A 5,455-nucleotide genomic window follows, 5' to 3' on the forward strand; every position below is an offset into this window, starting at 1 on the left:
TACCCAAAATGATACTATGGAAGCAATCGAAAGTGAAGACAGGTTAACTTGTTCGGTAGAAATCACCCTCAAAGTAATTGGCGGACGCTGGAAAGTCTTGATTTTGCGAGAATTATTTTTCGGGGTAAAAAGGTTCGGAGAACTGCACCGCGCCTTGCACGGCATTACCCAGAAGATGCTAACCCAGCAGCTGAGGGAGTTAGAACAAGATGGAATAGTCGATCGCCACGTCTACTTGCAAGTCCCACCCAAAGTAGAATATTCGCTGACACCATTGGGAGAAACGCTCAAACCAATACTCGATTCGATGCACGAATGGGGATTGAAGTATTTGCAAAGCAGATAGAATGCGGCACTGTCTATCACCTTTGAAGTAGAGACGTTCGATCGAACATCTCTACTAAAGCCCCTAGCCTTTCCCGTATCTAGACGAGAGAAAAGTCCGCAGCTGAAATCAGCGGTTTAGTCGCCAGAGTAGCAAACTTATCCCCAGAACCGAATCCAGACGCTGCCCCATTTTGGTTGTAGAACAAATTGCCGTTGACCCGATTGTAAACAATCCGCGCCCCGTTAGTAGCAGCACCAGTATCAGTTAACACAGTGGCAAAATCAGAAGCAATACTAAAACCATTCCCCACAGAGCTGAGGAGAGCTGTGAAAGTCTGCTTGGATAGGACAATGCGATCGATTCCTGGTACGAAATCGGTAATTGAATCCACACCCACATCAGCAGCAGCAAAAGCACTTCCCGTCGCATAAACAAACGAATCGCTACTACCCTGACCGGTCAGCACATCATTACCAGCACCACCACTAATCGTATCGATCCCAAAACCACCAGCGATCGTATCTAAACCATCACCGCCATTGAGACTATCGCTGCCATTTCCGCCGTTGAGGTTGTCGTTACCACCATTTCCGCTCAGGGTGTCGTTACCGACATCTCCGCCCAAAACGTTATTCCCAGTATTCCCCGCAATCACGTTGTCAAGAGTATTACCAGTACCGTTGATAGCGCCAGTACCCGTTAAGGTGAGATTTTCCAGATTATCGCCCAAAGTCCAACTAACAGAAGACAGGACAGTATCTATACCGCCGTTCGAGTTCTCGACGATCGCATCATTGCTACTATCAACAACATAGATATCGTTACCGGCACCGCCTGCAAGAGAGTCGTTACCGCTACCGCCATCAAGAGTATCGCTGCCATTTCCACCGTCAATACTATCGTTGCCATCTAACCCATTCAGGATATCGTCACCGTCCAATCCTGCGATCGTGTCATTTCCTGCCGTACCGTTAAGAGTGTCATTTCCTGCCGTACCGATAATATTGGTAGAACTCGATGCGGAAGTTACCCCACCGATCAGCAAAGAATAATTCTGCGTGAAACTACTGCCCGTATGACCGATATTAATAGTGTAATTACCGGCAATAGGCGCATCTATCAGCACCTGCTCCGTATTATCACGATGATTGGCCGCAGTGCGTACAGCCGAAGCGGAAGGATTGGCTGGGTCTAGAGTCCAAGGGCGATAGGTAATACCGTTGGGGCCTGTTATCCACAAATCCAGGTCATTTACCAAAACCGACGTTGGGTCGTCCAGATTGTTGTTTTGCAAAGGGCCAGCCGGGTCAGTCCAAACGATCGTCGCCTTGAGAGGGCTACTGCCGTTGGAGTTCACGTTTAGTGTTCTCGCTGTCCCGGTATAGGTTTGTTCAAATAGCAGATCCGTTTGATTTGCGCTTTTGGCATTAGTCAGGAACTTAGCCGCCGCCGCACCGTCTACCACACCCCAACCGTAGGTATAATCTGGCCCCACATTGCCGCTGTCAAAAGCAGTGTGAATCAGCAAGCCTTTCATGGTAGCGCTCTTAGGAGAAGCACCGCCGTAGAGATTTTTGTAATGTTGGTAAAGTAGTGCCGCCGTGCCGGTAACGTTGGGCGTGGCCATCGAAGTGCCGGAGTAGGTGGCATAAGCAGTATCGGAAGTGGCGACGGAGGAGAACAGATTCACGCCGTTACCCACCACATCTGGTCTGACGCGACCGTCATCTGTTGGCCCCCAATTGGAGAAATATGCCATTTTGACGTTGCTGTTGTTGTAGGGGTCGGCAGTGATATCGTCGATCGCACCCACAACAAGAGTATTTTTTGCTACTTGGGCGGGGGTGAGGCTGTCGTAACCGGTACCGCCGTTACCGTCTCCTGGAGGAGCTGCATATTTGGTGGTGGAAACCCGATACCAACCAGGCCCTCCAATGGCATTGGATAGATAGGTTACATAAGTGTTGTTGCCTTTGTAGTTACGATAAACATCATCGCGATCGTTCCCCGCCGCCCAAATACTCAGGAGGTTGGGATTGTTGTACAGCACTTGGTCTAAATCGCGAGCAGTGGTGCTGTATTTACCAAAATTGGGGTCTTCGGTGGCAGAAAGAGAGCGATCGCCAAACCAGGTATCCTCATTTCCCGAACCCCAATTGTATAAATCCCAACCAGACAAACTTCCGTAAGAATGATTGGAGAGGTCGATTTGGGAAGCAGCAGCGTTCATCTCCGCATAATCGTCGTTCCAGTCATAGCTGCGAATATTGACGCGATCGGCCATGCCATGCGCTGAGGGGTTAACGCCAGTAGCACCAATAGTTCCAGCAACGTGGGTGGCGTGATCTTCAAAACTTGAGGCAGAATCGCCAAAGGTGACGCGAGAACCAAACTCTTGGTGTGTGTTGCGAACTCTACCGCCGTCCCAAATTCCTACAGTTACGCCAGTACCGTTCAGGTTTAATCCCAAACCGCCTCCAGACCACAGTTGGTCGGCATTGGTTGTGTCTGCCGCATTCACATTATCTGGCTTGCGGATGCTCAAGCGATCGGGACTTGGCCCAGTAGCCACGAGCTCCAAACCCTCAGCGACTTTGAGAGGTTTGTTCAAAAACCGGAATCCCAAAGCAGACAGGTCAACCGTGGGATTTTGCTGCACCGGAGTTTCGTCGCTAAAGGTTCCCAGAATAGGCGGAACTAAGGTGCTGACTAACTCTTGCGATGTGGTGACGCGACCTTCGTACTGACCAAACAAAAGCCAATGTTGAAATGCACTTTCAAACTCTCCTTTAGTAACTGCATCTGCAACATCGCTATACTGTTCTAAATAAAAATCGCTATTAAAATTTTTGTGCGGGTTTCTACTTTCCTTCGCCCCGAAATAGGCAAAGTGTTCTAATGCAGAATTGACAATACCTGCATCAATAGCGATTTTTACATCTACGTTTTCATTTAAGTAATATTCCGGATCGAACCAAGATGGCTGGTTATTCAAGTCTATAGGTAAAACCATATCTTTTTGGTACTCCTTTGTGTACGGCAATGTGTAGGACGCTAGAACAGTAATTCAATAAGTTTTGATAAGTAAAGCGATTTCACAATCTCGCGTCTGCTTCACATATTTTTATACTTTGAATTCATCTGTCTAATGACAGATTAACTCACACTCTTAGTAATAATCTGTAGTGATTTGTGAAATTAATCTAAAGTTTTCAGCGAAAATTATAATTTTTTGATAATATTAGAAATTTCCGTGATACCAAATCCGGGTAGATTACCAGTTGCTTTATGGTTGATTAGACATCCAAAACAATCTCAAACAGCAGGCAGGATGCCTACCCCACAAGAATTTTTGGAGATGTCTATTAGATATCTCCAAATCTAATGTAGAGATGTTGGATATAAGGTCTGGACAAAAGTTATAGTAGAACACATTTAATTTGGAGATATTTCTATTATTTGTAATTGCTGTTAACAAGCTTTTACAAAAAAACTATTACCTCTAACTAATGCGTCATTAAGTATTCTAATTCTATGTGAGCGGCAACTTGAGCCAATTTACTTAAATCGTTTGGATTTTCTAAATACGGTATTACCCCTAAAACTAATGTATTTGTCAAAGATTGGATTAAATCAATTGGTGCAAGGTCGGTAATTTCTGCATCCGTACAAGGTTGAACGCAATTCAGAACGATACCTTTTAAATTAACTTTTGACTGACGCGCTAGAGCAACATTAGCAACTACTTGCGCTAAACAACCCAATTTTATGGGTACTACCAAAACAGTGGGCAATGCCCAATCCCTAGCTAAATCTGCTACTGTAAGTTCGTATGTTACAGGAGAACCCAAACCTCCCAAAGCTTCTACTAATACAAAATCTCGCTGTTTTCGTAAAATTTCTAAAGCTTGCCAAGGTTTTTTTAAATCAACCCAACTCCCCTCTTTTTCGGCTGCAATAGGAGGTGCTAGAGGGGCTTGAAAGTGAAGTGGTGTAATTTCTTCTAAAGATTGATTGAGCGAAAATAACTGGCTATACAATTCGCGATCGCCTACACCAGTCTGTATGGGTTTAAAAATAGCCAAACTCTCAGCCGATCGGTAAGTTTGCCAATAAGCTGCTAATGCGGCTGTTAAAACAGTTTTTCCGGCGTTTGTATCGGTAGCAGAAATTAAAATGGCGTTCATTGGTAATATGGGAAATTATTAACGGAAGACTAACATAGGACTGATAACTAATAGCTAATTCCGCACGCTAATATCAACAGAGAACTCAGTTTCTTTGCTTGACTTCACATCAATTTGATATTCCCCGCTCTCTTCTACTTTTGCCTCCCATTCTCCCAGTCCAGAAGCATTTTCCACCAGTTCTCCATTGGGAGAGCGAATATCTAATGTAGCTTCTCCCTTTTGAATTCGCGCACTCAATATCTGACCTTCCCTCATATTAACTAGGTAACGCTTAATTATTTTAGGACTGGTTTGGCCGGAAAAAACTTGCGTCCCCGTCGCGTCATTAGGAAAATCGATCGGTTCTGCATCAACAAGCGCTTTTGGAGAAGGGCTCTCACTCGGCGTCGGTGTGTCTGTGGGTGTGTCTGTGGGTGTGTCTGTGGGTGTGTCTGTAGGCGTGTCTGTGGGTGTGTCTGTGGGTGTCGGTGTAGGCGTGTCTGTTGGTGTAGACGTCGGGGTTGGAGTTGGTTCTGGGTTGCTAACCCGCAGGTCTAGATTATACTCACTTTCTGAAACTCCTTTAGCCGTGACAAGTTCGATCGCATAATCTCCATCAAAAGAAAGTGTCCCTTCCCAGCGGGTCACCAGCTTCGATCGCCCATCAACTGGTTCTTCATTTGGGCCCAACACCGTCATCAAAATACCTTTTTCTTTCAGAGAAACTCTTAACTTTTGCCCTTGTTCGCCAGAAATGATGTACTTAACCGTAGCGTTAGCTTTCAGCTTGTCTGAAACAGAAAGAGTGTCATCAGCTACCAGCGTGAGACGCTTGCTGTAAGTAACTGGTTCAGGACTGTTTGTGGGAGAGGGACTTTCTAAATTTGTTGCTAATGGCTTATCGGTATTAGAAAATACCTGTGTTGCAGGTGTCGGCGTCCGCTGAGAAGTTCGCACC

The 5,455-nt window shown here is 45.7% G+C and carries 3 protein-coding genes and 1 pseudogene; 1 reads left to right on the forward strand and 3 read right to left on the reverse strand.

What is annotated here, in order from left to right; genetic code table 11:
* Nucleotides 1-16: 16 nt before the first annotated feature.
* The gene (locus tag H6S82_RS16305; RefSeq protein ID WP_190460787.1) at nucleotides 17-346 is read left to right on the forward strand and encodes a helix-turn-helix domain-containing protein; all 330 of its coding nucleotides are present in this window, start codon (nucleotides 17-19) and stop codon (nucleotides 344-346) included.
* A gap of 79 nt (nucleotides 347-425) precedes the next feature.
* Here H6S82_RS16305 and H6S82_RS16310 read toward each other — a convergent pair whose 3' ends face one another.
* From H6S82_RS16310 to H6S82_RS16320, 3 genes and pseudogenes are all read right to left on the reverse strand, one after another.
* Complete coding sequence (locus H6S82_RS16310; RefSeq protein ID WP_190460785.1) at nucleotides 426-3,341, reverse strand: S8 family serine peptidase; 2,916 nt, start codon at nucleotides 3,339-3,341, stop codon at nucleotides 426-428.
* Between the two features lie 493 nt (nucleotides 3,342-3,834).
* On the reverse strand, nucleotides 3,835-4,515 hold the full coding sequence (gene bioD, locus H6S82_RS16315; RefSeq protein ID WP_190460783.1) for a dethiobiotin synthase: 681 nt from the start codon (nucleotides 4,513-4,515) through the stop codon (nucleotides 3,835-3,837).
* Between the two features lie 54 nt (nucleotides 4,516-4,569).
* A pseudogene (locus H6S82_RS16320) lies at nucleotides 4,570-5,455 on the reverse strand (hypothetical protein); the annotation flags it as partial.

Source organism: Planktothrix sp. FACHB-1355 (genome assembly GCF_014748295.1).
GTDB lineage: Bacteria > Cyanobacteriota > Cyanobacteriia > Cyanobacteriales > Aerosakkonemataceae > Aerosakkonema > Aerosakkonema funiforme_A.